21 protein-coding genes are annotated in these 25552 nt (G+C 71.8%); 6 read left to right on the plus strand and 15 right to left on the minus strand.

Translation table 11 applies throughout. The features are described 5' to 3' along the window. Positions 1 to 6: 6 nt before the first annotated feature. From WME96_RS28760 to WME96_RS28770, 3 genes are all read left to right on the plus strand, one after another. The gene (locus tag WME96_RS28760) at positions 7 to 1044 is read left to right on the plus strand and encodes a hypothetical protein (RefSeq protein WP_437284789.1); all 1038 of its coding nucleotides are present in this window, start codon (positions 7 to 9) and stop codon (positions 1042 to 1044) included. Positions 1045 to 1373: 329 nt separating this feature from the next. Further along, positions 1374 to 2153 (plus strand): HAMP domain-containing protein, encoded by a 780-nt coding sequence (locus WME96_RS28765; protein WP_433927276.1) that lies wholly within the window; start codon positions 1374 to 1376, stop codon positions 2151 to 2153. Positions 2154 to 2178: 25 nt separating this feature from the next. Beyond that, positions 2179 to 2637 carry a tellurite resistance TerB family protein gene (locus WME96_RS28770; protein ID WP_061613874.1) on the plus strand — a complete coding sequence of 153 codons (459 nt, stop codon included), beginning with the start codon at positions 2179 to 2181 and terminating at the stop codon, positions 2635 to 2637. Positions 2638 to 2645: 8 nt separating this feature from the next. Here the strand turns inward: WME96_RS28770 and WME96_RS28775 are convergent, their stop codons facing one another. From WME96_RS28775 to WME96_RS28790, 4 genes are all read right to left on the minus strand, one after another. Continuing rightward, the gene (locus tag WME96_RS28775) at positions 2646 to 4217 is read right to left on the minus strand and encodes an NFACT RNA binding domain-containing protein (protein WP_437284790.1); all 1572 of its coding nucleotides are present in this window, start codon (positions 4215 to 4217) and stop codon (positions 2646 to 2648) included. Between the two features lie 21 nt (positions 4218 to 4238). Beyond that, the gene (locus WME96_RS28780) at positions 4239 to 4943 is read right to left on the minus strand and encodes a hypothetical protein (protein WP_437284791.1); all 705 of its coding nucleotides are present in this window, start codon (positions 4941 to 4943) and stop codon (positions 4239 to 4241) included. A gap of 144 nt (positions 4944 to 5087) precedes the next feature. After that, complete coding sequence (locus tag WME96_RS28785) at positions 5088 to 5807, minus strand: hypothetical protein (RefSeq protein ID WP_437284792.1); 720 nt, start codon at positions 5805 to 5807, stop codon at positions 5088 to 5090. 145 nt (positions 5808 to 5952) lie between these two features. Continuing rightward, entirely contained in the window at positions 5953 to 6375 is a 423-nt protein-coding gene (locus WME96_RS28790; RefSeq protein ID WP_437284793.1) for a hypothetical protein, read from the minus strand. A gap of 92 nt (positions 6376 to 6467) precedes the next feature. Between WME96_RS28790 and WME96_RS28795 the strand changes: the two genes are divergently transcribed. Then, the gene (locus WME96_RS28795; protein WP_437284794.1) at positions 6468 to 7211 is read left to right on the plus strand and encodes a formylglycine-generating enzyme family protein; all 744 of its coding nucleotides are present in this window, start codon (positions 6468 to 6470) and stop codon (positions 7209 to 7211) included. Positions 7212 to 7223: 12 nt separating this feature from the next. Here the strand turns inward: WME96_RS28795 and WME96_RS28800 are convergent, their stop codons facing one another. After that, on the minus strand, positions 7224 to 7850 hold the full coding sequence (locus WME96_RS28800; RefSeq protein ID WP_437284795.1) for a glutathione S-transferase family protein: 627 nt from the start codon (positions 7848 to 7850) through the stop codon (positions 7224 to 7226). A 106-nt stretch (positions 7851 to 7956) separates the two neighbouring features. Then, entirely contained in the window at positions 7957 to 10215 is a 2259-nt protein-coding gene (locus WME96_RS28805) for a 5'-nucleotidase C-terminal domain-containing protein (RefSeq protein ID WP_437284796.1), read from the minus strand. A gap of 166 nt (positions 10216 to 10381) precedes the next feature. Between WME96_RS28805 and WME96_RS28810 the strand changes: the two genes are divergently transcribed. Then, the gene (locus WME96_RS28810) at positions 10382 to 11146 is read left to right on the plus strand and encodes a zinc-dependent peptidase (protein ID WP_437284797.1); all 765 of its coding nucleotides are present in this window, start codon (positions 10382 to 10384) and stop codon (positions 11144 to 11146) included. 88 nt (positions 11147 to 11234) lie between these two features. On the opposite strand, the gene WME96_RS28815 is transcribed toward WME96_RS28810, so the two are convergent. The 3 genes from WME96_RS28815 to WME96_RS28825 all read right to left on the minus strand — a co-directional run bounded on the left by WME96_RS28815 (position 11235) and on the right by WME96_RS28825 (position 16361). Next, positions 11235 to 14141: a biotin/lipoyl-containing protein gene (locus tag WME96_RS28815; RefSeq protein ID WP_437284798.1), complete on the minus strand. Its 2907-nt coding sequence runs from the start codon at positions 14139 to 14141 to the stop codon at positions 11235 to 11237. Between the two features lie 2 nt (positions 14142 to 14143). Beyond that, entirely contained in the window at positions 14144 to 15883 is a 1740-nt protein-coding gene (locus tag WME96_RS28820; RefSeq protein WP_437284799.1) for an acyl-CoA carboxylase subunit beta, read from the minus strand. A 67-nt stretch (positions 15884 to 15950) separates the two neighbouring features. Beyond that, the gene (locus WME96_RS28825; RefSeq protein WP_437284800.1) at positions 15951 to 16361 is read right to left on the minus strand and encodes a CBS domain-containing protein; all 411 of its coding nucleotides are present in this window, start codon (positions 16359 to 16361) and stop codon (positions 15951 to 15953) included. A gap of 232 nt (positions 16362 to 16593) precedes the next feature. Between WME96_RS28825 and WME96_RS28830 the strand changes: the two genes are divergently transcribed. After that, the gene (locus tag WME96_RS28830; protein ID WP_437284801.1) at positions 16594 to 17331 is read left to right on the plus strand and encodes a hypothetical protein; all 738 of its coding nucleotides are present in this window, start codon (positions 16594 to 16596) and stop codon (positions 17329 to 17331) included. A gap of 33 nt (positions 17332 to 17364) precedes the next feature. Here the strand turns inward: WME96_RS28830 and WME96_RS28835 are convergent, their stop codons facing one another. The 6 genes from WME96_RS28835 to WME96_RS28860 form a co-directional block, all read right to left on the minus strand. Further along, entirely contained in the window at positions 17365 to 19842 is a 2478-nt protein-coding gene (locus WME96_RS28835) for an SGNH/GDSL hydrolase family protein (RefSeq protein ID WP_437284802.1), read from the minus strand. A 444-nt stretch (positions 19843 to 20286) separates the two neighbouring features. Next, positions 20287 to 20871 (minus strand): SgcJ/EcaC family oxidoreductase, encoded by a 585-nt coding sequence (locus WME96_RS28840; RefSeq protein ID WP_437284803.1) that lies wholly within the window; start codon positions 20869 to 20871, stop codon positions 20287 to 20289. Between the two features lie 153 nt (positions 20872 to 21024). After that, the gene (locus tag WME96_RS28845) at positions 21025 to 22185 is read right to left on the minus strand and encodes a hypothetical protein (protein WP_437284804.1); all 1161 of its coding nucleotides are present in this window, start codon (positions 22183 to 22185) and stop codon (positions 21025 to 21027) included. A 157-nt stretch (positions 22186 to 22342) separates the two neighbouring features. Continuing rightward, positions 22343 to 22936, minus strand: a complete 594-nt coding sequence (locus WME96_RS28850) for a hypothetical protein (RefSeq protein ID WP_437284805.1) — start codon at positions 22934 to 22936, stop codon at positions 22343 to 22345. An 11-nt stretch (positions 22937 to 22947) separates the two neighbouring features. Then, positions 22948 to 25083: a molybdopterin cofactor-binding domain-containing protein gene (locus tag WME96_RS28855; protein WP_437284806.1), complete on the minus strand. Its 2136-nt coding sequence runs from the start codon at positions 25081 to 25083 to the stop codon at positions 22948 to 22950. Next, positions 25080 to 25541: a (2Fe-2S)-binding protein gene (locus tag WME96_RS28860; RefSeq protein ID WP_437292373.1), complete on the minus strand. Its 462-nt coding sequence runs from the start codon at positions 25539 to 25541 to the stop codon at positions 25080 to 25082. The genes WME96_RS28855 and WME96_RS28860 overlap by 4 nt, the downstream gene beginning before the upstream one ends. Positions 25542 to 25552 lie beyond the last annotated feature (11 nt).

Genomic DNA, 25552 nt, shown 5'->3' on the forward strand with positions numbered 1-25552 from the left:
ACCGGCGTGGCCGGCGCCGCGGACGCTGGCGGAGCCGACGGCGCCGGAGCCGGCGGAGCGAGCGCGGCGGCGGGCGGTGCCGGCGCGTGCCCGGCGGGCTCGACGCAGCTATTGCCGTGGCCCGGCGGAACCGAGGTACGCACGCTCGACAGCGAGGACGCGTTCGAGAGCGATCTGAGCGGGCTGACCTACGAGGCCCCCGGAGCGCTGTGGGCGACCAACAACCTCTCCGCCAAGCTGTTTCGATTGTTGAAGAGCGGAGGGAGCTACGCGCCGGACACGTCCAATGACTGGGCCTCCGGCAAACGGCTACGTTACCCGAACGGCAGGGGCACGCCCGACGCGGAGGGAGTGACGCTCGCCGCCACGAGCGCCGCGGGCGTCTACGTGTGCGCCGAGCGCGACACGGACGATCCGTCCGTGAGCCGGCTGTCCGTGTTGCGCTACGACGTGACGGCCGGCGGAGCGACGCTGACCGCGACTCACGAGTGGAACCTCACCGCCCTCTTGCCCGAGGTCGACGCGAACGCGGGTCTGGAAGCGGTCACCTGGGCGCCTGACAGCTTGCTCACGGCGCACCACTTCTTCGACGAGAGCAAGGCCCGAGCTTACGTCCCGAGCGACTACGGCGAGCACGGCGCCGGCCTGTTTCTGGTGGGCGTGGAAGAGACCGGCAAGGTGTACGCTCTCGCGCTGAATCACGAGAGCGGCGCGGCCACCCTGGTCGCCAGCATCTTGACGCCGCTCGCGGGCGTGATGGGACTCGAGTTCGACCGTGACACCGGGAGCTTGTGGGCTCACTGCGACGACACGTGCGACAACCAATCCGCCGTGTTCGGTATCGACGACGCGCTCGGGCGCTTCGTGCTGGAGCGGCGCTTCACGCACCCCAGCGGGCTGCCGGACTCCAACAACGAAGGCATCGCGCTCGCGCCGGACGCGGAGTGCAGCGGCGGCGTCAAGCCGCTCTTCTGGACCGACGACGCCGACGCCGACGGCTTTTCGGTGCGCGAAGGCTCGCTCGCTTGCGGTTGCCTCCAGTGACCGAAGGCGTTGGTAGAGCGGCAGCGCCTCGGGCGCCGGAAAGAACGCCACCCCGAGCCCGCTGTCGCGCTCGTCGCTCGCCGCCCATCACGCCTCGCCGCCACGGCGGCGCCGCGCCGACCCCGGAGAACCAGCGCCGCGACCTCATGGCCCTCACAGGCCGCGAACCGCGTCGCGAGCTCCCGCCCGCGGATTGGGCCTTGCGACCGGCGCACGGAATGCGGTACCACGGAGACCGCAGTGCGTTTCGTGGGGGGTCGCACTGGCGCGGCCCGCTCCTGGTCTATCTTGGACATGCGGCAATGTCGCATGTCCTCTGACGAGCCCTCATGACCTCTCCTGCCCACGATCGCGCCACGGCCCGCCCGGCTGCCCGCCGCAAGCTGCTCCTGAACCCGCGATTCCAGCTCAAGTACACGGGGCTCCTGGTCTCGGTGGTGCTCGCGGTGATGGTGGTGCTCGGCATCATCGTCTGGCAGACCGCGAGCGTCGCGAACGAACAGGCGCAGTACGCGGCCACCCAGGCGGAGCTCGCGCTCAAGGAAGCCGCCAACAGCGCGAAGATCCTGAAGATGAGCACCGCCGCGCTCGGGGGCGAGGGATCCGAGCTCGGCAGCACGCTCGACGAGGAGCTCGAGAAGACCAACCGCGAGCACGAGCGCAACCTCGCCGAGGTCGCGAAGCGGCGCTCCGAGGTCGAGGGGCTGCGCCAGCGCCTGCTCAACATCCTCATCGGCGGCGGCGCGTTCCTCCTCGTCGTCCTCGGCGTGCTCGGGATCTTCATCACCCAGCGCATCGTGGGGCCGGTCCACCAGATGAAGCGCCTGTGCCGCCAGGTCGGCACGACGCGGCTCACCATCGGGGAAGGGCTGCGCAAGGGCGATGAGCTCGGCGACCTGTTCGACACGTTCGTGCAGATGACCTACTCGCTCAAGGCGCTCCAGACAGGCAGGCTCGCGACGCTCGACGCGGCCATCGAGAAGGCCGAGGCCGAGTCGGCGTCGGCCGAGGTGCTCGCGGGGCTGCGCGCGCTCCGAGCGCAGCTCTGCCTCGGCCTCCCCGAGGCCGAGACGGTGCGGCGCCGCGCGCCGAGAGGTGGCAAGTCATGAGGCGAATCGCCGGACCGGAGGCCGCATGAAGCCCCCCGCGCTGGTCGAGCAGGCCGCCGGCCTGCTCCGCGCTCGTTTCGATCTGAACGAGTACAACCCGACCCCGATCGTCGACCTCGGCGCGCTCGTGGCGAACGCCGACGGCACCGTGGACGCCGAGGAAATCGACGCCCTGCGGCAGCTCATCGAGCCGATGCTCGGCACCCAGCTCAACGCGGAGCTCGTCCGCTACCTCATCGAGGCGAGCCTGAAGGTGATCGCCGCGGCGGGCGTCGAGCCCCGGGTGCGCCTGCTCGCGGAGATCCTCATGGACTGCGACGCGGTGGAGGAGGGCATCATCGTCGCGCTGGCCGTGGCCCACGCGAGCGAGGGGGTCTCCGACGCGGAGCGCGCGGTCATCGAGTCGCTCGCCCGCGCGGCAGAGCTCCCGGCGCGCCGGCTCGCCCACCTGAACGACCAGGTCCGGGCGGCGTTCGCCGCCTGAGGGCGGCGTCAGCCCTCTTCCTTCGTCGCGAGCAGCCGCGACAGGCGCTCTGCCTCGATGCGGACGGCGATGACCTTCTCCCGGTCGTACGTCACCGCGCCGGGGGCCGAGCCGCGCGGCTTGCGCACGTGGCGGCGCTGGACGTAGCTCACCTCGCACACCGCCTCGCCGCGCGCGTCGCTGAAGTGCGCCGCCAGCGTCGCCGCGTCCACGAGCACGTCGGCGGGGCAGCTCGCGCCCTTCGGGAGCGGCACGATGACGTGCGACCCCGTGACGCCCTTCGCGTGCAGCCAGAGGTCGTGCGGCCGCGCGTGCTTCGTCGTCAGCGCGTCGTTGTCCTCGGCGCCCCGGCCGACGAGGATCGCGGCGCCGGACGCGCTCCGGTACGCGTGAAACGGCAGCCGCGCGGCAGCCCGCCCCGCCCGGGCGCCCCGGGCGCCGCGGGCGCCGCGGGCGCCGGACGCGCCCGGCTCGGCGGCGCCGCCCACGACGCCCACCCCGGCGAGCTCCGCGCGCGAGACGCCGAGGGAGCGCGCGCGCTGCGCGAGCGGCTCCAGCGCCTCGGGCCGCGCCTCCGCCGCCGCGACGTCCGCCTCGAGCGCGGCGACCGCCTCGAGGGCGCGCTCGGTCTCGGCGAGGCGCGCGCGCATCACCGCCTCGCCGCGCTGGTAGCGCCGCGCCTTCGCGAAGAAGGCCTCGGCCTGCGCCTTCGCGGGGCGCGCCGGGTCGAGCGCGACCTCGATCGTGCCGCCCGTCTCCCAGTCGTCGAGCAGCGCCCTGGCGGCGCCCCGCGGCACCCGCGCGCCCTGCGCGAGCAGGAGCTGCCCCGTCTTCTGGAGGCGCGCGACGCTCCCCAGCCGCCCGAGATCGCCGCGCACCGCCTCGGCCCGGCGCTCGAGCGCCGCGCGCCGCGCCTTCACCGCGCGCGCGAGCGCCGCCTTCTCCTGCGCGGCGGCCGCGGCGTCGCTCGCCTCGACCAGCGCCGCGCCGGCGGCGAACGGATCCGCCGGGTAGGCGATCTCCGCCGGCGGGTCGCTCCCCTGCGGGGGCCAGCGGAGGATCAGGCCGCCGGCGGCGTCGAGCAGCCGCGCCTCGCCGCGGCGCCCAGGCGCGAGCTCCAGGCGGGCCCCCGGCGCGAGCTCCGGCCGAGGCCCCGGCGCGTCCTCCGGCCGAGGCCCCGGCGCGTCCCCCGAACGAGCCCCCGGCCCGCCCGCCGCCTCGGCCTCCATTTCATCCCCACCACCTTTTTCCCCCGGCAGCGGTTCGCCCGCGACCACGGCGATCCCGTCGCGCCGCACCTCGATGGCCAGCACGCTGCGGCCGACGAGGTGCGCCCGCATCGCGGCGACCAGCGGGTGCGAGGCGCCGGCGCGGAGCCGCGGCACCCGCGGCAGGACCCCTGCCCCGGCCACGCGCGGCCCGATGCCGGCGCCGAGCACGCGCCGCGCCCCGGCGTACACAGCGAGCGCGACGAGCCCCGTCGCGGGGTTCGCGTGCGCCGCGTCGATCCGCGCGCCCACCCAGCCGGCGACCGCGTCGGCGAGCGCCCCGCCCTGCCCGCTCCCCTGCTCGTCGTCCATGGCGAACGCCGCTCGCGCCCCTCAGCGGAGCTCGTCGAAGATCGGCCCGCAACAGCCCTTGGCGAGGCCGCACGCCGGGCCGGCGTCCTCGCAGACGAGCACCTTCATGCCATCGACGAAGCAGGAGCAGACGACCCCGTTGGTCTCGCCGGGGCGGCACTCGGCAGCGAAGCTCACGCCCGGGCAAGAGCCCTTGCAATGGCAGGCCCTGTCGCCGCCGCCGGCGCACGCGAGCGGCTCGCAGTCCGCGCCGACCGCGCACGTCGAATATGGGCCCAGGTGCCTCTCGCACTTGGTCGGGAAGAAGCTGCACTCCTCCACGTCGTCGATCGCGCACTCGAGGTACGGCACGAACAGGTCGTTGCATGCGGGCGCCATGTTGAGCAGGTCATCGCAGGCGGCTCCGCAGCCGTCCGACGCGAACCCGCAGCGCCTCTGGAGGAGCTCGCAATAGTCCGCGCACATCGACCGGGCGTCGCCGCCGCCAACCCCGGTGGACGAGCTCGTCACCGACGAGGTGCTGGACCAGCCCGCGCTGGTGCTGGTCACCCCGACGCTGATCGCGCTGGCGCTCGTCACGCCGACGCCGACCCCGCTGGTGCCTGTCGCGCCGGCGCCTCCCGAACCGTCGGGCATCCCGTCGACGACGACGTTACCACCGCAGGCGCTCCCCCAGGCCAGGGCGGCGAGCGCAGCAAGGCGCGTCCCGAGCCGCGAGTTCTCCATGGGACGCGAGACTACCCCAGGTGCGCGCTCCGGCGCGAGCGCGGCGCGAGGTGAGCTCTCTCTCCCCTCGCGAGGCAACGCCCTGGCAGGATCTCTGACCCGAGGAGCTCGCGTGGCGCGCGCAGGGCAAACGCCGCGCGCCCCTCAGCGGAGCTCTTCGAAGATCGGCCCGCAACAGCCTTCGGCGAGATCGCACGCCGGGCCGACGTCCTCGCAGACGGCCACCTCCGTGCCGTTGATGAAGCAGGAGCAGACGAAGCCTGTGGGCATGAAGGGGCGGCACTCGGCAGCGAAGTCCACGCCCGGGCACGAGCCCTTGCAATGACAGGTCCTGTCGCCGCCGCCGGAGCACACGAACGGCTCGCAGTCGGATCCGGCCCCAGAACCGGACGCGCACATGCCATACCGCCGCAGGTCCGGCTGGCATGCGGCCGGGATGAGGTCGCACCGGCTCGCGCTGGGCATCGCGCACTCGAAGACCGGAACGAGCAGGTCGTTGCACTCGGGCGCTTCGGCGAGCTGCCGGTCGCACTCGCCGCGGCAGCCGTCCGGCGACACAGGCCCGCAGCTCTCCTGGAGGAGCTCGCAATAGCTCATGCAGAGGGACCAGACGTCGCCCCCGCCCACCCCGGTGGACGAGCTCGTCACGGACGAGGTGCTGGGCCAGCCCGCGCTGGTGCTGGTCACACCGACGCTGATCGCGCTGGCGCTCGTCACGCCGACGCCGACCCCGCTGGTGCCTGTCGCGCCGGCGCCTCCCGAGCCGTCGGGCATCCCGTCGACGACGACGTTACCACCGCAGGCGCTCCCCCAGGCCAGGGCGGCGAGCGCAGCAAGGCGCGTCCCGAGCCGCGAAGTCTCCATGGGATGCGAGACTACCCCAGGTGGGCGCTCCGGCGCGAGCGCGGCGCGAGCGCGTGATGAACGCGGCGAGGCGGCGGCTCGACGCGGGCCGCCGCGCCCGCGCGGACGCAGGGCCCCCGGCGCCGCCGGCGCGCTCGGTGTCCGATCAGTCGGCGCCGAAGACGCACTTCTCGTACGCGGACACGAGCACCGAGCACTCGCGCGCGGGGAAGTCGCACTGCTCCACCGTGGTCCTCGCGCACTCGAAGACCGGTACGAGGAGCTCGTGGCACTCCGGCGCCTGGGACAGCAGCGTCCCGCAGAACGCGCTGCACTCGCCCAGGTCCCGCGGGCACGTCGCCGCGACGAGCTGGCAGTAGGACAGGCAGGTCGTCGCCAGGTCGCCGCCGCCCGCGCCGCTGGTGCTCGCCGAGGCCGAGGCGTTCGCCCAGCTCGCGCTGGTGCTCGCCGCGCCCGCGCCTCCCGACCCGTCGGGCGTCCCGTCGACGACGACGTGGCCGCCGCAGGCGCTCCCCCAGGCCAGGGCGGCGAGCGCGGCAAGGCGCGTCCCGAACCACGTTCTTTTCATGCCGCGAGACTACCCCAGGTGCGCGCTCCGGCGCGACGGCGACGCGCGCAGCCCCTCGTGCGCCGCGCGGCTTTGCGATAGAGAGCGGCCGCGTGCTCCTCGATCTCCTTCTCGCCCCGCTGCTCGCCCAGGCCGACGCGCCGCCCCGGCCGGGGGCCGCGGCGCCTTGCCCGCCCGACATGGTGCTCGTCGAGGGCACGCACCACGAGAACGTGCAGCGGATCTGCACGAGCTACCGTGGCGGCCATTGCTACAGCTTCTTCCCCGGGCTGTTCGCGGCCGAGCCGCGCTTCACGCCGGTGCGCACGTGCATGGACCGCCACGAGTGGCCGAACCGCGCGGGCGCGCTGCCCGTCGTGATGCTCCGCTACGTGGAGGCCGAGCGCGAGTGCGCCGCCGCCGGCAAGCGCCTCTGCACCGAGTTCGAGTGGGAGCTCGCGTGCGAGGGGCCGTCCGCGCTCCCCTTCCCCTACGGGTACGCGCAGGACCCGGCCGCCTGCAACGTGAGCAAGCCGTACCGGGGGATCAGCGAGCGGCGGCTCGCGTCGAACGACCCGGCCGTGCGCGCCGCCGAGACGCAGCGGCTCTGGCAGGGCGAGCCGTCGGGCTCGTACCCGGCGTGCGTGAGCCCGTACGGCGTTGTCGATCTCGTCGGCAACGTGGAAGAGTGGGTGTCGACGTCGCGGCCCGAGTGGCCCCATCCGTCGTCGCTGAAGGGCGGCTACTGGTCCAAGCCGTGGGCGGGGTGCCGCGGCACCAACGACTCGCACGGTCCGATGTTCCGGTTCTATGAGATCGGGTTTCGCTGCTGCAAGGAGCCCAGGGCGGGGCCGTGAGGCCCGTGGCCGTCAGCCGCCGAAGTTGCGCGCGATCACCGGGGCGACGCCCGGATGGGCCTCGGCGCGCTCGGCCGCGGCGACGGCGCGCGGCGCCACCTCGCGGAGGCGATCCCGGCCCGGGCGCCAGCGCGAGAGCATGGCGGCATAGACATCGAGCACGCTCATCCGCTCTCCGAGGAAGAAGGGACCTGGCCCGAAGCTCGCCTCGATCCCGCTCCAGCACTTCAGCGTGCGCTGCACGGTGGCCTCCTTGAGCTCGTCCTGCGCCGCCTTGCCCTTCACCCACCGCTCGGGGAAATCGCCCACCGTGTACATGGGATAGATCGCCGAGGGGAAAAAGACGAGCTGTCGAAGGAATGCGGCGCGCTTCGGGTCGCCGGGGCGCGGGGCGAGATCCGTGTCCGGGTGACGCTCCAGCAGCCAGAGGAGGATCGCCACGGTCTCGGTCATGACCGTGCCGTCATCGAGCACGACCGTCGGCACCTGGAGCAGCGGGTTCAGCGCCCTCAACGACTCGACGGCAGGCCCGGACTCCCAGGGCGCCACCTCGATGAATTTGGTTTCCTCGCCGAGCAGCTTGCAGACCGCCTCGATCACCGTCGAGCCGCACCCCTTGCACCCGTAGATCGTCACCATCGCTACGCACCTCCGTCCGGTGCGCACCTCCATAGCAGCGCCGTGCACCGCTGTGCAGCCGTCGATCGGACCGCGCCTCCGGATCAGGGATCTCCCGAAAGGACGACTACATCGACGAAGGCATGCTCAGATCGATGGCGTAGACCGAGAGCATCTTGCCGCTGCCGTCGTCCTGCGCGAGCAGCGAGATGTTGTTCAGCCCCGCGGCTTCCGCCTTGGGGAGCGCCCCCTGCGCCGAGGTGAACGTCACGGGGCCAGCGGTCGAGACCTCGGCGAAGCGCCAGCTCCTGTCGGAGCCGTTCTCGGCCCGCGTGAGGCTCCCGATCTCCTTGATGTACGCGATGAGCACGTCGCGGTTCGTGTCCGGCGCGGCGAAGATCGTCTTCGAGCCGTCGAGCCCAGGGAAGCCGCCGCCGCCGCTCGCGCGGTAGTTGTTCGTCGCCACGATGAACTCGGCGGCCGGATCCATGGGCTCCCCGTTCCACAGGAGGTTCTTGATCCGGCCGCTGGCCTTCATCCCCATGGGCGGGAGCGGCTGCGTCACGTCGATCTCGTACGAGATCCGCCGGTCCGTGAACATATCGAAGTTGTAGCCGGGCATCCCGACGTTGATGAGCGGCTGCGGGTCCGTCGCGCTCGGGTCGATCTGGTTGAAGCGCGTCGCGGCCCTCTCCAGCCAGTCGAGGATGTCGGCGCCGGTCACCTTCACCGCCTGGAGCGTGTTCGCGTAGAGATAGAGGTCCGCCGCGTTGTTGATCGCGATGCTCCCCGCCGGCACGCCGGTGTAATCGTTGCCGCCCTGGAAGCCGGACTTGAACGGCGCGCTCACCGAGAGCACGGGGAGCGCCGCGAACTGCGGCAGGTTCTGCTCGATGTAGCGGGCGACGTAGTCCGCCTGGGCCTGGTTGACGATCTGGATCGCGCTGACGTCGCCCACGTCGGCGAACGCCGTCGACATCTCGAAATCGCTCGTGCCGATGGGCGTCTTGACGTAATCGATCGCCGCCTGGTGCTCGGCCTCGAGGAGCGGCGCAATGGCGGGGTCGGCCTCGACGAAGACCTTCGCCTTGTCCGGCTGCTCGGCGCACAGCGTCGCGAACGCGCACGGCGCCCCCGTGCGCCAGCGCTCCATGGCGTCGCACGCCTGCGGCAGCCCGTCCTGGCAGGTCGTCGCGATCGGCCGCGCCTCGACCACGGTCTTCGCCTTGTCGACCGTCCAGCGCTCGCCGTCGTGGAGCAACCCCATCTTGATGACGCCGAGGTGCTGGCCCCAGAAGCCCGGCATGACCGCGGGGACGCCGGCGACAGTGCCCGCGTCCTTGTCGACCTCCGGCAGGCTGAACTGGGACACCGTGCTGCTCGGGTTGGGGAAGATCTGGTGCGAGTGGCCCATGAGCACCGCGTCGATGCCGGGCACGTGGGCGAGGTGCCACGCCTGGTTCTCGAGGGTCGGCGTGTACGGCGCGTCGTCGAGCCCACCATGGATGATGCCGACGACGAGCTCGGCCCCCCTGGCGCGGAGATCGGCGACCAGCGGGGCCGCGACCTCCTTCACCCCCTTCGTGAAGACCTTGCCGTCGAGCCATTTCTTGTCCCAGGTCAGGATCGCCGGCGGGGTGATGTGGATGAAGCCGACCTTGAGCTCGCTCTCCACGGTGCCGCCGCCCGGCGCCGTCGCCGTGATCGCCTTCGACACGAGGACCGACGGCGGGAAGAGCGTCTCTTCGGTGCTCAGGCTGAAGACGTTGGAGCTCACCTGCGGGAACTCCGGGCCCATGCAGGCGGCCGAGCCCGCGAGATCGTGCCCCTCGACGTCGAACGGCGTGTGGGTCACCTGCGAGAGGAAGTCGAGGCCGTAGTTGAACTCGTGATTGCCGATCCCGCCGACGTCGAACCCGAGGTGGTTCATGGCCTTGTAGATGGCCAGCGTCTCGCCGCACGCGACCGGATCGACGAGCGCCTGATGGTCGGCGAGCACCGTGCCCTGGATGGTATCGCCGTTGTCGACCAGGAGGCTGTTCGGGAGCTCGGCGCGCGCTTGATGGATGAGCGTCGCGGTGCGCTCGAGGCCGATGGATGGATCCGCGACCAGCTTGAAGTAATCGAATCCGAGGATGTTGGTGTGGAGATCGGTGGTCTCGAGCAGCGCGAAGTCGGCCGTGGCCCCGCTCGGCGTCGCGATCGCTCCCCCCTCGCCGCCCGAACCGCTGGAGCTGGACGACGGCGCGCCCGCGCCGCCGCCCGAACCGCCGGAGCTCGACGACGGCGCGCCCGCGCCGCCCTCGTCATCGCCGCACGCGGCCATCGCGGTCATGGCCAGGATCGCCGAGGCGATCGCCGTGTACCCTACGAGTCGACCCTTCATCCTAAGCTCCTTTCCCGCTGTCGCTCCGGCCGAGGTCGCTTCGCATGGCGACAGTCACGCCGGATATGTACGACCAGGTTGTTGCACCCCTCCACGCTCGGATCAAGGGCCTGATTCGCTGACGATGGCCGATCCGCGGAGTCGATCGCGGGTAAGATGGGCGCCGATGCTCGCTTTTCTCAGGAGGCGTCGGCGCGCCGCGGTCCGCCGCGCGCCGTTTCCGGCCGCGTGGCGCGCGATCCTCGACCGGAACGTGCCCTGCTTCGGCCGCCTTCCGGCCGAGGACCAGGAGGAGCTGCTCGGACATATCCAGGTCTTTCTGGCCGAGAAGCCGTTCGAGGGGTGCGGCGGCCTCGAGATCACCGACGAGATCCGGGTCACGGTGGCGGCGCAGGCGTGCCTCCTGCTCCTGCACCGCGAGACCGATTACTACCCAGAGCTCGAGGTCATCCTCGTCTACCCGAGTACCTACGTGGCCCGCGGCCGGGAGGTCCGGGAGGGCGGCATCGTCGTCGAGGGGGACCGCGCGCGGCTCGGGGAGTCGTGGTCGCGCGGCGCGGTCGTGCTCGCGTGGGACGGCGTCCTCGCGGGCGCGGCGGACGTGAGCGACGGGCACAACCTCGTGCTCCACGAGTTCGCTCATCAGCTCGACCAGGAGGACGGCCCCGCCGACGGCGCGCCCGAGCTGCCCGAGCGCTCGATGTACGCGGCGTGGGCGCGCATCCTCGGCCGCGAGTACGAGCGCCTCCTGCGCGACGAGGCGAGCCTCAAGCGCACGGTCATCGATCCCTATGGCGCGACGAACCCGGCCGAGTTCTTCGCGGTCGTCACCGAGGCGTTCTTCGAGAAGCCACGGAAGCTCAGGGCGAAGCACCCGGAGCTCTACGATCAACTGAAGGCCTTCTACCGGCAGGACCCGGCCGGCCGCTGACCCCCCACCGCGGGGCCGAGGCCTGGAGCGCGTTGACCGGCGCCGGCGCCGCGTCCGGACGCAGCGCCGCCCCCGGCCGCGCGCTCCCTCAGGGCCCCGCTGCGTCGAAGATGGCGTCGACGTACCGCAGGGTCTGCTCGCGGCGGCGGCGCTTGCGCTCCGCGGCGTCCTCCTCCACGAGCGCCTCGTCCGGCCTCACCCGGAAGAGCGGCTGTCCCTTCTGCACGATGGTCCCCTCGCCGCCGTCGATGAGCACCTCCTCGATGGTGCCGGAGAACGGCGCGAGCACCTTGTTGAACATCTTCATGACCTCGAGCACGTAGAGCGGATCGCCCGCGTCGAAGTGGCTGCCCTTCGTCACGAAGGGGGGCCGGTCCGGCGCCTCCTGCGCGTAGAACATGCCGCCGGTGACGGCGACGATCTCGTTTGCCCGCATGGCGGGCGGCGGCGCGAGGACCTTGCGCATCCGGGCCGACAGCTCGCGATCGAGCAGGCGCTCGGGGATGGCGACCGTGCCGTCCTCCCGCACCCCGAGCTCGAAGAAGCGCGCGGCCTCCCCCGCGAGGACCAGCGCGTCGAGCAGCTCGAGCCCCGCCTGGAAGCCCAGGTGGGCGCCGCGCACCCGCCGCCAGAGCTCGTCGTCGTGGCCGGGAGGCGCGCTGTCCCGGGACAGGACCTCTCGCAGCGCGGGCCACGACGGCGCGCTGCCCGCGAGGCTCATCCGCTCGCGGAGGCGCCCGTAGAACCCGAGCGCGCGCGAGAGGAGCGCCTGGTCGTGATCCCAGATCACGTGGACCGCGGGGGCGTGCGGCTGCGGCTCCATGTGGAGCAGCCAGTAGGTGTCCGCGAGCACCTCGACCGGGTTCTTGAGCCAGCGCACCCGCCCCGACCGGATCTCGAATGACCCCATGTTCCGGCTCAGCCACGCGGACAGGAGGTGCGGCTCCGCGCAGATCCTCTCCACGGGACGGCGCACCAGCGTGTCCTTGAGCGCGAAGATCTTCTTGAGCGCCACCCCCGCCCCGTCGGCGGCCCCGGCCTGCGCCGCGAGCCGCCGCTCGTGGCGGGCGCCGAGCTCGGCCCACATCGCGTCGAGATCGAGGCCCCCGAGCTCCACCGAGAGCAGGCCGACCTGCGTGAGGTACGGGACCACGAAGCGCGTCGTCGGCTTCGCCCAGACGTCCCGCGCGATGAACCAGTGCACGAGCCCGTAATGAAACAGGAGGTTCGTGTGCAGATCGTTGCCGCGCAGGGTGGTCGTGCGCAGGATCTCGCAGAGACGCGAATAGGCCTCCTCGCGGGAGCCGCCATAGGTCACGAGCAGCGCGATGTTGCTGTCGTAGGCGCCGGCGAGCCGGTAATGCATGAACACCCCCGTATCCGGGTTCTTCACGCAGATGCCCTGATCGTCGCGGATCTCGTGCGGGTGCGGATCGCTCCAGAAGACGACCACGCCGCCCGCGTGCGGCTCCAGCGCGCCGTTCGTGGCGTTGAGGCGCGCCTCCACCGCGGAGGCCTCCCTGCGGACGCGGATCGGCCGAGGGAGCCGCTCCCCGTGGCGCGCGAGGAGCACCATGCACTCGATGAGCGAGGTCACCTCGAACGCGTCGGCTGGATCATCCGGGTTCTCGAAGCGGAGCGCATAACAGAGCTCCGACACCCGGTGCTCGACCTGGATCCGGGTGTTGACCTCCATGAAGTAGTGGTGATCGCCCTCGACGATGCACTCGAACGTCGAGGCCGAGTTCAGCCCGACCGCCAGCCCGAACCGCTCCGCCTCGGCCTCCATCCGCGCCAGCGAGGCGAGCTCGCGCTCGAGCGACGCCGCGCGGCGGTCGTCGCCGCCCGCGCGAGCCCGGCCGATCGCCTCGCTCAGCCCCTCCTGCGTCATCGCCACCTCGAGCAGCTTCTGCTCGTGCATCTGCAGCGAGCAGTCGCGCCCGCCCAGCGCCACGCACCACGCGCCGTTGCCGATGAGCTGGATCTCGTTGTGCCGGGTCTCCTCGACGTTGAGCTCGAGCAGGATGTTCTTGTTGTCGCCGACGCCCCCGGCCTTCACCTCCGCGAGGACCTCCCGCGCCAGCGCGGGGACCTCGGCCGCCCGCGCGCGGGCCGCGGCCGCGGGATCCGCCGCGTCGGGCGCGACGCCGGCGAGGAGCCGCTGCCCCTTGCCGCCGCCGCCGCCGATGGCCTTGAGCCGGATCCGCCGCCCCGGGTGGCGGGCGAGGAGCTCGGCCGCGGCCCGCTCGAGCTCGGCGCAGAGCTCGTCCGTCGTGTAGAGATCCACGCGCCGCGCGTACGCGGCCGAGAGCAGCGCGTCGGCCGCCTCGGCGAGCGGGACCTCCCCGGAGCGCCGCGCGCCCTCGATCGACAGACCGCGCTCGGCCGCGGCCGCGCGGAGCGCCGCGTGATCGGGCCACTTGCGGAGCACGATCCGCCGGGTCGCGTCGTCGACGCCGGGCGTCACGCTGACCGCGCTCGCGAGCGCCGTGCGCTTGGCCTCGTCCTTGAGCCCCGCGGCGCGCTGGACCGACGAGCGAGGGCCGATGAAGACGAGCCCCGCCTCCTCGAGCGTGCGCACGAACTCCTCGTCTTCGGCCATGAAGCCGTACCCCGCGAACACGTGCGTGTAGCCGCCCGCCCGGGCGATCGCGACGATCTCGTGCATCAGCGTGACGCGCTCGTCCTTCGTCGCGCCGGTGTAGTCCTTGACCCGGTGCACGCGCGCGGGGTGGAGGCAGCGCAGCTCGGGCGCCAGCGCGTGCGTGTAGACGATCGAGTCCTTCTCCGAGAGGAGGATCCCGTGGTGCTCGATCCCCATCTGGGCGAAGACATCCATCGCCTCTTTCCGGATCGGGCCCCGGCCGACGATCAGCGGCCGCACGTCCTCGGCGGCGAAGGAGCGCACCCACGCCGAGCTCGATCGGCCGAGCCTGCGGTCCCGCACCACCATCGGATTGCGGTCGTAACCGCGCTTGCCCTCGGACGCACCCATGATCAATGAAACTCCCGCTGAACGCCGACGAACGGCCCTGGCTGGTAATGGCGGAGCAAGAACTCCAGGTTCTCGCCGAGCACCGCGCGGAGCTCGCGCGGCATCACGAGCCGCGATATCGATCCCAGGCTGAGCGCCTCGCGCGGGTTCATGAGCTCGCGCTCGTACCGCGCGTTGAGCTCGGCCTCTCTGGCCTTCAGCCACGCCGCGGCCTCGTCGCGGGCCTCCGCCTTCGCCCTCGCCTCCTCCGCGCCGCGGCCGAGCCGCTCCTTGACGCCGGCCTTCTCCCTGGCGCTCGCCTGCGCGCGCGCCTTGCGGAGCTCGTCCTTGTAGACGAACTCCTTGCCGGCGGGCCCCATCACCGCGACGCGCGTCGTGGGGAGCGCCAGGACGACATCCGCGCCGGTCGCGTAGTTGTTGAAGGAGGCGTAGGCGCCGCCGAAGGCGTTGCGCACGAGCAGCAAGATGCGCGGGGTGCGCACGTCGATGATCGCGTCGAGCATCGCCCGGCCGGCCTGCACGATGCCCATCGCCTCCTGCTCCCTGCCAGGGAGGAACCCGGTGGTGTCCTCCATGAAGATGATCGGGATATTGTAGAGGTTGCAGAAGCGGATGAACCGCGCGTTCTTGTAAGCCGCCGCCACGTCGATCTGCCCCGACGCGACAGCGCTGTTGTTCGCCACGAAGCCGACGACGCGCCCGCCGACCCGCCCGAACGCCGTGATCGTGTTGCGCGCGCGCAGCGGCTGCACCTCGAAATAGTCGCCGTGATCGCAGATGCGCTGGATGATGATGCTGATATCGAGCGGCGTGTTGTAGCCCGTCGGCGACGAGATCGCCCGGCGGAGCAGCGTGTCGATCTCGGTCGTCTCCCGGTCGAGCGGATCGCTCGTCCGCTGGAACGGCGGGCTCTCGCGGTTGTTGCTCGGCAGGTAGCCGAGCAGGCGGACGGTGGTGCGGAGCGCGCCGACCTCGTCAGGCACCGTGAGATCGGCCACGCCCGAGGCGCCGTGGACCCGCGGGCCGCCGAGCTCGTCGGGCGACACCACCTCGCCCAGGACCGATTTGACGACCGCCGCCCCGGTCAGGCCGAAGAACGTGTCGCCAGGCTGGATGACGAAGCTGCCCTGCCGCGGCAGGTAGGAGCCGCCGCCCGCGTTGAACCCGAACATGCACATGATGCTCGGGACCACGCCGCTGATCTTGCGCAGCGCCGCGAACGCCTCGGCATAACCGTCGAGCCCGCCGACGCCCGCGGGGACGTAGGCGCCGGCGCTGTCGTTGAGGCCGATGAGCGGGATCCCCCGCTCGCCCGCCATCTGGAACAGCCGCGCGAGCTTGCGGCCGTTCGTCGCGTCCATCGACCCGGCGCGGACGGTGAAATCGTGGCCGTACAGCGCGACGTCGCGGCTGCCGATGCGCAGGATCGCCGTGACCAGCGAGGCGCCGTCGAGGTTCGGCCCCCAGTTCTCGAAGAGGACCCGCGGCGGCTCCGGCGTGAGCACCCGGATGCGCTCCCAGATCGTCATCCGGCCTTTGCCGTGCTGCCGGATGATGTTCTCGACGCCCGCCGAGACATACGGCCGCCGCCGGAGCTCCTCGGCCTCCCTCAGCGCGGCGTCGTACGTCGAGGCCGGCTCGGCTGCTTCCCTGGACCGGTCGTCGAGCGGATCGTCGAGCGAGGGGACGGGGGCGGAGGGCTTCGCGACGGCATCGTTACGCTCGAGGGGAGTCGTGGACACGAGATCCATCGTACCCCATGGCAGCATCCGGGGAAGCGTCGTCAGCAGGACATCGGCCTCGAAACCGCTAGGCGGTCTCTTGCCCGGTGAGCAGCGCCGCCAGCACGGCCAGCGCATCGGTCGTCGTGAAGACGCCGACGACGTGCTCGCCCTTCAGCACCACCGCCGAGCCGTACTTGTGCTCGGCCATCTCGCGGACCACCTCGGAGAGCGGCGCGTCCGGCGCGACGGCGTACGGGCTCGGCGACATGGCCTCGCTGACGAGGAGGTCATCTCCCTCCTCCTCCTTGAGCGTCTCTATCCAGTAGATGTCCCGCTCGGAGATCATGCCGACCAGCCGGCCGCCGCGCAGCACCGGCAGGTGCCGGACGCGGTGACCGCGCATGAGCGAACGAGCGAGGCCGACCTTCTGATCGGCGCCGATCGAGTGCGGGCTCCTGGTCATGCAGTCCTGGATGCGAAGAGTGGAAGTGCTCATGAGGCCTCCGCCGGCGCTTGGCGTCCGTGATGCCCCAGAGGGTTTGCAAGACGCGGACCACTGGACGAGCCCGGCGGTCGCGGTGCCCTCGTCACCGCGGCTCGGGGCGTGACCGGCCCGCGCGCTCGCAGCGGTTGCGCGCGAGCGCAAGCCCTTCGCCGGGCCGGATCGCGCGCCGCTGCTCGAGCCGCCGTCGATCCGCTGACGATCATGGTATCTCTCTGCCCCCTCGATGGCCCGAAAGCGCAAAGGCAAATCCCGCAAGGGCGGCGCGTCCGCCGCGCCGCCCGCCTCCGCCGCGCCGCCCGCCTCCGCCGCGCCGGCCGCGAGGCGCGTGCGCGCCTTCCGCCTTCGCCTCGACCTCACCGGCCTGGAGATCGCCTCCGGCCACGACGGTCTCCTCCGCGGCGCGCCCGAGCCTGTGCTCCTCCTCGCCGCATACCTCCTCTTCCCCGCGGATCCGAGCGCCCCGGCCGGCCTCACGCCCCCTCGCCCCCTAGGCCGCACCCTCGTCCGTTTCAGCGCGCCGCAGGGCCGCTTCCCCACGGTGGTCACCCTGCGCGCGCCCGTCGCGTTCAAGGCCCGCGCGCGCGGCCGCGAGGGCGACCGTATCCTCCTCCTCGCCCTCGCCGTCGAGGAGGACACCGGCAAGGAGGTCGAGCGGCTCTATGCCCACCTCGCCGACGCAAAGCACCTTCGCCTCTGGGACCTCGAGGCGGGCGTCCCCTCCCCGTCGACCCCGGCCGAGCTCATCGCCGCCCCGTACCTGCGAGAGCCCGCGACGCCCGTCCGGGTCGGCGTGCTCGACGACGGCGGCGATCTGCGCGACACCTGCCGCGGCGACGATTTCGTCGGCGCGTGCGCGGCCATCGTCTCGACGGCCCGCCACGAGGACGCGCTCCGCTTCCACTTCGTCTCGGCCGACGGCCGCAACGACTGGACCGCCGTGACCGCCGTCAGCGTCGACTGAGGACGCCGCCGCGGCGGCCGGCCGCGCCTGTCGCTAGAACCTGTACTTCTGGCGCCACCGCGCGGTGAGACAGGCGATCTCGTCATCGGACGGCCGACCACCGAACAGCGCGGCGGCGAGGTGACGGCCGTCCGACGCCCACCCGTCGACGCGATCGAGCCCGAACCATATCCCGGTGAGCGGGGCGTTGCTCAGGGTACCGGTGACCGCCGCCACGCCGTCGACGTAAAGCCGGCTGTTCGCCCCGTCGACGACAGCGACGTAGACGTGCGGCGCCGTCGCGACGACGCCATTCGCGTCGAGCTGAAACGTCCCGTCGGCCAGCGACATCCTCGTCGAGCTCGTCGAGTACAGGAGAACGCCGTCTCCAGCGGATTGCCGCCCCACGAGCGCGCGGGAGGGCGTCATCGACCCGAGCGTCGCGACAACCGCCACGGCGTAGGGCGCCGTGAGGTTGAGCCCCAGCAGGCGCATTCCCTGCTGGGGTGCCCAGAGCACTCCAGGCTGATCGCTGAACGCGACAGCGTCGTACCGACCGGCGTACGCGGCCGATTCGACCCCCAGGTGGTTCCCGTTGCCCGAGAGGTCGGCCCAGCTCGCGGGGCGGACGTTCCACGTGTAGACGACGTTGTTCGCGTAGGCGATGCCCGTCGGCATCGTCAGCGTGAGACCGGTCCCGGGGAGCGGCACGCTCGCGCCGAGCGGGACATCGATCTCTTCCCAGTACCGACCCTCGTCGATGGACCACCGCAGCCGGGAGTTCGGCGGCACGCCCGCGGTCGTCACCTCGACGCGCAGACGGAAGGCGCGCGTGGCCGTCCCCGAGATGGTCACCGCGGGCGGGGTGTTGCCCGTCGCGGTCACGCTGGACATCTCACCACCGCCGAGGCCCGCGTCGGCTTCCCACCACCCGACGAGGGAGCTTATCCGCCTTGGCGAGTACGGGTGAAGCTCGCCCATCGCCAGCGCGACGCAATGCTCCTGCGCGCGGTCGTTCGGGTGCACGCCGTCGGCCGTGAACTGCGCCGCCTCGGCCCTTGTCCACGCGGAGGCCCAGTCCTGGATCCTGACGTAGTCCCTCCCCGTCACGAGAGCGCGCTGGAGCGCCCGGAAGTCGTTCCATGAGCCGCCCGCGACGTCGGGCTCGTTCACCTCGCGCGTGATCGTCGGGACGATGATCGTGAGATCGGGCAGCAGCTCGTGGCAGGCGTCGCAGAGGTTGCCGAGCTGCGTCGCCAGGTTCTGGATCGTACCCAGGGTCTGGCCGGCGAGGTCGTTCCGGCCGATCTGGAGCCATAGCCGCGCCGGATGGTGCCTGACGAGCTCGCGGGCCAGCGGCTTGCACGCCGCCACGGTCAGCCCGGTGCCTGTCTTCGCGGCAAGGTACCACCCGCCGGCCGCGTACGTGATGAGCGAGAGGCCGCGCTCGTGGAGCTGGAAGTGCATCGAGTTGCTCCCGACATGGGAGGAGTAGTACCCTGTCCCCTTCGAGTCGCCGAACAGGATGTCAGGGCGCGCCGCCGGCGGTCGCAGGACGTCGAGCCGTGCGTCGGCCGGCACGTACAGGGCAGACAGGTACACGCCCCGATGCTCTCTCGTGGGCGGGGGGTGGGACGTGTAGAGCTGGGGGCCGGCGTGAGCCACCACCTCGCGGTCGGCGCGGCGCCCGGACGGGATCCGGATCTCGTGATAGCTCACCCGATCTCTCGTGACCGGCAGCGGAGGGTCGAGCGGCTCGCTGTCCACGAACACGGAAGGCCTCCCCCGGTCACCGAGCCCTCGGTTCGCTGTGTCGTAGATCTCGACAGCCAGCATCGTGGCGGACGTGCGGAAGCGCATGCTCGCGAACGACGTGTGCATCGCGAAGCGAGGGTTTGGCCACAAGGCCGGATCCTCGTGGCGGACCTCGTTCGAGTCGTGCAGCAGGCTGGGATGCGCGTCGATCCGCACGAACGGGGCGGCGAAGATCCCCGACGTAGCGACCGGGCGGACCCGGATCCGGTCGCAGAGAAACGTCGCCTGTCCAGCAAAGCACACGGCGAGGCGCGTCCAGTACTGCACGCCCGGGGTCACCGCGATCGCCGGCGTGGCCACGTGGGCGATCGCGCTCGTGGGCGTGAACGACGTCGTGTGGAGGACGTTCGTCCTGGTGCTGTCGAGCAGCTGGAGCGCGAAGTCCGGCGACGACGACACGCCGGGAGGGAGCTGCACTCCATCGAGCCCGAGGATCACGCTCGAGACGCCCGGCGGGCACGTCCAGGGGCGCTCCAGGTACCCGCCGTCGGCGCACAGCGCGTCGTGATTCACCCAGTAGCGTCGTCCGTGCCCGGAATGGCCCGCGTGCTCGTGGAGCTGGAGGACGCGCGGAGCGCGCACCCACGCCGACACCTTCCATGCCGTCGAGTGGAGGCGGCCAGAGACGAGTGAATTGAGGTCCGAGAACGCGGCCGATACGGGACCAAGCCGCGTCAGCACACCACCGAAAGGATTTTCGATGTCCGTGTTGTTCATGACGTCTCCCCAGGATGATAGTGACGCAGATCCGCCCGACCCAGGCTTTGACCCGCCCCGGTCGGCGTTCCGATCTGCACCCATCGACAAGCGCGCTTCCCGCGCGGAGCCCCTCGCGAGAGCGCGGAAGTAGCTTGTCTTATATCACCCTGAACGTCGAACCAGCACACGAAAAGAGGACGCTCGGACTCGCTCTCTATCCTGGAGTTGATGCTTGCGCGACGTCGTGGATCGCGCGGCGCAGGGCCGTGAGCACCCTGGACGCCTGCGCAACGACATCGACCGGAGCATGCGTCCCGCGAAAGCCAGGCGGCCCCCCCTCGCGCCTGCCGCCGCAGGGCGCACGATGGGCTCCTCGCCCTGGGCGGCCCGTACCTGCCAGAGCCCGCGACGCCCGTCCGGGTCGGGCCGTCGAGCGCCGCGCGAGGCGCGACCGGCGAGCGACTACGGCGCCGGGCTGGCCGGCGCACCCATGCTGCGCACCGCGCGGAAGGCGTCGGCGGTGGCCTGCGTGTTCTGCGTCGTCACGATCCGGAGCCGATCCCCCTCGCGCCGCGCGACGTGCACCAGGATACCCTGCATGTCGGGCACGGGCTTGCCATCGGGGGTGACGACGCCCGTCAGCTCCCAGGCCCAGCGGACCACCGCGATCTCCGGCGCGACGAAGCGCGTCTCGACACGCACGCTGGTGAGGCGGCTCTGGCGAAAGACGGTCTCGTGAATGCCGACATGGTTCTTCCGGATCTCCGGCCGCCCGTGCCACCACATCCCGAAGATGTTCACGAAGTCCGCGTCCTCGGCCTGCAGCGCGGCGAACGCATCCATGTCGTGCCGGTTCCATGTATCGCAGAAGGCAGCGGCGAGCTGCTCTCCCAGCGCCTGCTGCTCGCGCGCGTCGGGCAACGCCGCAGAGGCGGCCGGCGCGGGCGCCGCCGCGACGGGCGCCGCCGGCGCGGCGGGCGGCGGCGAGGCCGGGGCGCACGCGAGGGCCAGGAGCGGCAAAGCCGCGGCAAGCAAGGGTCGAACCATGAAGCGCCATTACATCGAGGTGGCGCGAGGCGTCAACCGGCGCGCTCGTAGCGCGCTGCGGGCCGTGCCCTCGTGGTCATCTCTCGAGACGGGCCCCTATCGCCGCGGGATCCGGCGATGACGAGCTCCTTGTGAGGCGCTGCCCTCCCGCGCTCACTGGATTGTCGAGTCCGTCACGGTGATGGGCGTGTCGTCGTGGTTCGAGATCTGCGGGTATGTCGGGTACCACGAGCCGCCGAGATTCCCGGTGATCACCGATCGATCGATCACGATGTTCCCCGAGTGGTCGTTGCTCACGAAGAAGATCGCGCTCCCGTGGGCGTTCACCTCGTTCCGCTCGATCCGCGTCCCGCAGAGCGTGAGCGTCATCGTGTTGCCGTCGTTGTAGATGGCCCCGCCGCTGCCGCCGCCCGGCGTGCCCGCCTCGGCGGGGTTGCCGCCGTTGCCGAGCGCGCGGTTGTGGGAGAACAGGCTGTTGATCACCGTCCAGGAGACGCCGATGCTGCTGATCCCGCCGCCGTTCGCGCACGCGTTCCCGTACCCCTCGGCGCCGCCGAAGGTGCTGTTCACCACGTGGAGCGGTAGCCCGTTGTACTGCATGAAGGCCCGGATCCCGGCGCCCCCGACGTCGGGGCCGGTCGGATCGCACGCGTTGTTGAAGAAGCGGGAGTTGACGACCTTGAGGCGCCCGCCCTGCGCGAAGATGGCGCCGCCGCCCTCGTCGTCCTCATCGGTCGAGTCGCCCTCGATGAAGGTGAGGTTCTGGACCGTCAGGCGCGGGTGATCCTGGTTGTCGCAGTTCGGCGTCGTCCAGACCTGCGCCTCGTCGCACGTGTTCATGTAGAGGATGCGCCGCTGACCGCCGCCGCTCAGGGTCACGAGCCCGCCGCCGTCGATCACGATCTCGGGGCCGGTGTCGTTGAAGATCTTCGCGGTCTCCTCGAGCGTGATGGTGATCGGGTCGGGGCCGCAATCGAACGTGATGACGCCGCCGCCCGCGACGGCGGCGACGACCGCCGCCGAGGTGCAGCTCTCGGGTGTGCCGTCGCCGATCACGGTCGTCGGAGACGAGGTGTCGACGGCCCGCGCCTCGGCCGGCACGGCGCACGCGCCGTCGGGGTTGCCCGCGGCCGGGCCGCCGCCCTCGTGCGCGGGAGATCCCGGGGTCGCGCCGCCCGTGCCCGAGCCGCTCCCCGAGGCGCTCGTCGCCCCGCTGCCGCCCGTGCCCGTCGCCGCCCCGCCCTCGTCGTCGGCGCAGGCCCCGAGCACGACGGCCACCGACAGACACACCATCAGATCCAGCGATCGTCGCATGATGTCCTCCTCGCTACCCGTCGGCCCAGTAGATCCCGCTCTCGTCGACCGCGATGCCGGTGATCCGGCCCTGGCCGGTGGCGATCGGCGCCGGCGTGCCGCCCGCGATCGGCGCCGACATCAGCGTCCCGTCGTGGCGTCCCTGGAGGGAGGTCGGTCACCCGCCCGGGCAGGGCGCGCCGGCGCGGGCCCAGGTCTCCCAGGCGGCCACGAACTCGGGATACGGCGTCGGGATGGGCGTGCGGCCGGCGCCGGGGTTCCAGCCCCAGGTCACGAGCGGGTCCTCGAGGTGGACGCGCAGCGCCGCCATGTCCTTGCCACCATTGCGCGCCGGGTCCTTGATCTGCTCGCACAGCGCGCGCGGGGCGACGCCGACGAAGACCATCTTCATCTCGGGGGGCGGCATGTGCCAGCCCTTCGAGACGCCCGGCGGCACGTGCATGCCGAAGCTGTTCGGCGGGTTCGTCGGGCCGTGGCACGTCGTGCACTCGGCGCCGGCCATGCCGTGGCCCGTGGGGCCGCGGAGCACGAGCTGGTTGTGCAGGCGGCCCTCGTCGCCCTGCAGCGGCACGTCGCCGGCTGGGTGGCAGTTCTGACAGCGAGGGTGCTGGAGGACGCCGCGCACGGTCTCGAACGCAGCGAGGCCGGCCTGGCGGTCGGCCGGCGACGGCGCGGGGGCCTGCGAGGCCCCGGGCGTCTGCCCCCCGCACGAGGCGAGGAGAAAGGCGAGCACGAGAGAAGATCGGATCATAGGGTCGGCACCTAGGCGAGACGGAACGGCAGAGAGCGCAGCCGCTGCTTGGTCAACACGAACACCGCGTTCGCCACGGCGGGCGCGATCGGCGCGGTGGCAGGCTCCCCGATGCCGCCCATCTTCGCCTCGCTCTGGATGATGTGCACGGCGACGCGCGGCATCTCGAACATCCTGAGCATCGGATAGTCGTGGAAGTTGCTCTCCTGGACCTGCCCCTCGACCAGGTTCAGCTTGCCGTAGAGCGCCGCCGTGAGGCCGAAGGCGACGCTGCTCTGGACCTGCGCGTCGATGCCGAGCGGGTTCACCGCGGTGCCGCAATCGACGGTGCAGGTGACCTGGTGGACGTGGATTCGCCCCTTCTCGATCGAGACCTCGGCGACCTCGGCGACGATCGAGCCGAACGACTCGTGCATCGCGAGCCCGCGCGCCCGCCCCGCCGGGAGCGCGGTGCCCCAGCCCGCCTTCTCGGCGGCGAGCTTCAGCGCGTTCGCGTGCCGCGGCTTGTCCTTGAGCAGCTCGAGGCGGTACGCGAGCGGATCCTGCCCGGCGGCGTGGGCCAGCTCGTCGACCATGCTCTCCACCGCGAAGGCGGTGTGCGTGTTGCCGACCGAGCGCCACCACAGCACGGGGACAGGCGTCTTCGGCGAGTGCAGCGAGACGCGGAGCGCCGGCGTCCTCGCGACGTAGGGCGACTCGGCGATCCCCTCCACCGAGGTGTGGTCGATGCCGTTCTTGACGATGAACGGCTCGAGCGGCGTGCCGGCGACGATCGACTGGCCCACGGCCACGTGATCCCACGCCACGGGCAGGCCGCGCGCGTCGACGCCGACCTGCATCCGGTGGACGAAGGCAGGGCGGTAGAAGCCGCCGCGCAGGTCGTCCTCGCGCGTCCACACGACCTTGACCGGCACGCCGGCGGCCTTCGCCACCGTCACGGCCTCCGCGACGAAATCGTTCGTGCTGCTGGCGCGCCGCCCGAAGCCGCCGCCGAGGAACGGCGTGTGGATCTGGACCTTCTCGGGCGCCGTGCCGAGGATCTTCGCCGCGGCCATCTGGTCGCCGCTCTGGAACTGCGTGCCGGTCCAGATCTCGCAGCGGTCGCCGTCGATCTTCACCGTGCAGTTGAGCGGCTCCATCGGCGCGTGCGCGAGGTAGGGCACGTCGTACTCCGCCACGAGCCGCGACCTGGCCGCGGCCAGGGCGTCCTCGACCTTGCCGACCTGGGTCGAGATCGCGCCGAGCTTGCGCGACTGCGCGCGGAACTCGTCGAGCAGCTTGCCGGTGTCGACCCCGCCGCCCTCGGGCTTCGTCCACTCGGCGCGGAGCGCGTCGCGCCCGAGCTTGGCGGCCCAGAAATGCGCGGCGACGACGGCGACGCCGTTCGCGGTGGGGACGACCTTCTCGACGCCGGGCACCTTGAGGGCGTCCGCCGGGTCGAACTTCACGAGCTTCGCGCCGAACGCCGGCGGGCGGAGCACCACGGCGGTGCGCAGCCCGGGGAACTGCACGTCGATCCCGAACTGCGCCTTGCCCGAGATCTTCTCCGGCGTGTCGAGGCGGCGCACGGGGGTGCCGATCAGCTTCCAGTCCTTCGGCTCCTTCAGCTTCACCTTCGCCGGCGGGGTCAGCTTCATCGCGTCCTCGGCGAGCTGGCCGTAGGTGAGCTGATTCTTGCCGTGGGTGACGACCCCCTTCGCGGCGACGCACGCCGCGGGCGCGACCTTCCACCGGGCGGCCGCCGCGCGCACCAGCATGTCCTTCGCCATCGCGCCGACGGTGCGATACCGATCGAACTCGCTGTTCGTGGTCATCGACCCGCCGGTCATCTGGAAGTGCATCACCGGATGGCCGTACACCGGCGCGGCCGGCGCGTGCTCCGACCGCACCTTCGACCAGTCGCACTCGAGCTCCTCGGCGATCAGCATCGCGAGCCCGGTCCAGATGCCCTGGCCCATCTCGGAGTGCGCGAGCACCACGGTCACCGAGTCGTCCGTGCCGATGCGCACGAACGCGTTCGGCGACAGCGGGGCGGGCTGCGCCGCCTTCGGCGCGGCGCGGACCCCCTCCGGCACGTAGAAGCTGAGCAGGAGCCCCGCGGCGGAGGCCGTGGTCACCTGCAAGAAGTCACGCCGGGAGACGGTCACTTGCCACCTCGCTTGAGCCGCGACGCGAGGATCACCGCCTCACGAACACGACCATACGTCCCGCACCGACACACGTTTCCGGACAGCGCAGCGTCGATGTCGGCGTCTGTCGGATCCGGCTTCTGCTCGAGCAGGGCGACCGCGGTCATGATCTGCCCGGACTGGCAGTACCCACACTGCACCACGTCGGCCTGCGCCCACGCCTGTTGCACCGCGTGCGACCCGTCGGCAGACAGGCCCTCGATCGTCGTCACCTTGCGCGCCCCGACGCTCGACACCGGCAGGACACAGGAGCGCGCGGGCTTGCCGTCGATGTGGACCGTGCAGGCGCCGCACTGGGCCATGCCACAGCCATACTTGGTGCCGGTCAATCCCAGCAGATCCCGGATCACCCAGAGCAGAGGCATGTCCGGTGCGGCATCGACCTCGCGAACAGCGCCGTTGATATGGAGTTTCATGGCCGTCCAGG

The organism is Sorangium sp. So ce406 (assembly GCF_051474675.1).
Taxonomy (GTDB): domain Bacteria; phylum Myxococcota_A; class Polyangia; order Polyangiales; family Polyangiaceae; genus Sorangium; species Sorangium cellulosum_G.

Excerpts from the sequence above, each read along its gene's own strand:
- WME96_RS28780 (WP_437284791.1), bottom strand. The coding sequence starts at position 4,943 with ATGGAGAACTCGCGGCTCGGGACGCGCCTTGCTGCGCTCGCCGCCCTG.
- WME96_RS28810 (WP_437284797.1), top strand. The coding sequence starts at position 10,382 with ATGCTCGCTTTTCTCAGGAGGCGTCGGCGCGCCGCGGTCCGCCGCGCG.
- WME96_RS28860 (WP_437292373.1), bottom strand. The coding sequence starts at position 25,541 with ATGAAACTCCATATCAACGGCGCTGTTCGCGAGGTCGATGCCGCACCG.
- WME96_RS28800 (WP_437284795.1), bottom strand. The coding sequence starts at position 7,850 with ATGGTGACGATCTACGGGTGCAAGGGGTGCGGCTCGACGGTGATCGAG.
- WME96_RS28790 (WP_437284793.1), bottom strand. The coding sequence starts at position 6,375 with ATGAAAAGAACGTGGTTCGGGACGCGCCTTGCCGCGCTCGCCGCCCTG.
- WME96_RS28845 (WP_437284804.1), bottom strand. The coding sequence starts at position 22,185 with ATGCGACGATCGCTGGATCTGATGGTGTGTCTGTCGGTGGCCGTCGTG.
- WME96_RS28850 (WP_437284805.1), bottom strand. The coding sequence starts at position 22,936 with ATGATCCGATCTTCTCTCGTGCTCGCCTTTCTCCTCGCCTCGTGCGGG.
- WME96_RS28785 (WP_437284792.1), bottom strand. The coding sequence starts at position 5,807 with ATGGAGACTTCGCGGCTCGGGACGCGCCTTGCTGCGCTCGCCGCCCTG.
- WME96_RS28815 (WP_437284798.1), bottom strand. The coding sequence starts at position 14,141 with ATGGGTGCGTCCGAGGGCAAGCGCGGTTACGACCGCAATCCGATGGTG.
- WME96_RS28840 (WP_437284803.1), bottom strand. The coding sequence starts at position 20,871 with ATGGTTCGACCCTTGCTTGCCGCGGCTTTGCCGCTCCTGGCCCTCGCG.
- WME96_RS28825 (WP_437284800.1), bottom strand. The coding sequence starts at position 16,361 with ATGAGCACTTCCACTCTTCGCATCCAGGACTGCATGACCAGGAGCCCG.
- WME96_RS28770 (WP_061613874.1), top strand. The coding sequence starts at position 2,179 with ATGAAGCCCCCCGCGCTGGTCGAGCAGGCCGCCGGCCTGCTCCGCGCT.
- WME96_RS28805 (WP_437284796.1), bottom strand. The coding sequence starts at position 10,215 with ATGAAGGGTCGACTCGTAGGGTACACGGCGATCGCCTCGGCGATCCTG.
- WME96_RS28830 (WP_437284801.1), top strand. The coding sequence starts at position 16,594 with ATGGCCCGAAAGCGCAAAGGCAAATCCCGCAAGGGCGGCGCGTCCGCC.
- WME96_RS28835 (WP_437284802.1), bottom strand. The coding sequence starts at position 19,842 with ATGAACAACACGGACATCGAAAATCCTTTCGGTGGTGTGCTGACGCGG.
- WME96_RS28775 (WP_437284790.1), bottom strand. The coding sequence starts at position 4,217 with ATGGACGACGAGCAGGGGAGCGGGCAGGGCGGGGCGCTCGCCGACGCG.
- WME96_RS28765 (WP_433927276.1), top strand. The coding sequence starts at position 1,374 with ATGACCTCTCCTGCCCACGATCGCGCCACGGCCCGCCCGGCTGCCCGC.